General features: G+C 54.9%; 1 protein-coding gene. It reads left to right on the top strand.

Going from position 1 to position 1,170, the window contains the following annotated elements; all coding sequences use genetic code 11:
• Positions 1-84 precede the first annotated feature (84 nt).
• Positions 85-1,170 (top strand): IS630 family transposase, encoded by a 1,086-nt coding sequence (locus B9Z48_RS21300; RefSeq protein WP_108380582.1) that lies wholly within the window; start codon positions 85-87, stop codon positions 1,168-1,170.

Genomic DNA, 1,170 nt, shown 5'->3' with positions numbered 1-1,170 from the left:
ATCTAGTGTAGTGTTTCACTCTTGATAATACATAAATTATCTCCATCTATAGCGTATTGTTTTTAGCCAAGATGGATGACCAAGATGCGCGTAGCCCCCACGATCACGCTTACCGACGATGAGCGTATGGAATTGACGAAGCTGGTTCGCTCGAAACGAACCAGCGTTCGCTTGGCTCAGCGTGCGCAAATCGTGCTGTTGGCAGATCTTGGCAAGCAAACAATCGCTATTGCTGCTGAGTTAGGCATCGGGCGCTTGCAAGTGGCACGTTGGCGCGAGCGGTACGCAATCGATCGTTTGGCGGGCATCGAGCGCGACTTGCCGCGCGGGGCACCGCCCGTGAAAGTGGATGTAGCCAAGTTGGTTGAGCTGACAACGCAAAGCACGCCGCAAGCGGCCACGCAGTGGAGTACGCGCACCATGGCCCAAGAGTTGGGTGTGAGTGCCGCCAGCGTGTCGCGCCACTGGAGGGCCAATGGCCTCAAGCCGCATCTGGTGCGTGGCTTCAAGGTTTCGCGTGACCCCAAGTTCATCGACAAGCTGGAAGATATCGTTGGCCTGTACATGTCGCCACCGGAGCACGCGCTGGTGTTGTGCTGCGACGAGAAGAGCCAAGTCCAAGCATTGGATCGTACCCAGCCGGGATTGCCCCTCAAAAAGGGGCGAGCACAAACGATGACGCACGACTACAAGCGCAATGGCACCACGACATTGTTTGCCGCCATGAGTACGCTCGATGGCACCGTCATCAGCACCTGCCAGCAACGTCATACGCATGTGGAGTGGCTCAAGTTCCTCAAGAAGATTGACCGTGAAACGCCCAAAGACAAGGCGTTGCATCTGATCGCCGATAACTACGCGACCCACAAACATCCAGTTGTTCAAGAGTGGCTGGCCAAGCACCCGCGCATCACAATGCACTTCACCCCGACCTCGGCATCGTGGCTGAACATGGTGGAGCGCTTCTTCCGTGACATTACGACCGAGCAATTGCGTCGTGGCGTATTCACCAGCGTGCCGGAACTAATCGACACCATTGATGCTTACATCGCACATCACAACAAAAATCCTAAGCCCTTCATCTGGACAAAAAGCGCTCGCGACATCTTGCAAAAGGTCATTCGTGCCAACAAGCGCTTAAGTTCCAAACAGAATGCAACACTACACTAG

This window comes from Limnohabitans sp. WS1 (assembly GCF_003063265.1).
Lineage (GTDB): Bacteria > Pseudomonadota > Gammaproteobacteria > Burkholderiales > Burkholderiaceae_C > Limnohabitans_A.
The sequence above is the reverse complement of the archived record's forward strand: the minus strand, read 5'-3'. Positions and strand labels throughout refer to the sequence as shown.

Excerpts from the sequence above, each read along its gene's own strand:
- B9Z48_RS21300 (WP_108380582.1), top strand. The coding sequence starts at position 85 with ATGCGCGTAGCCCCCACGATCACGCTTACCGACGATGAGCGTATGGAA.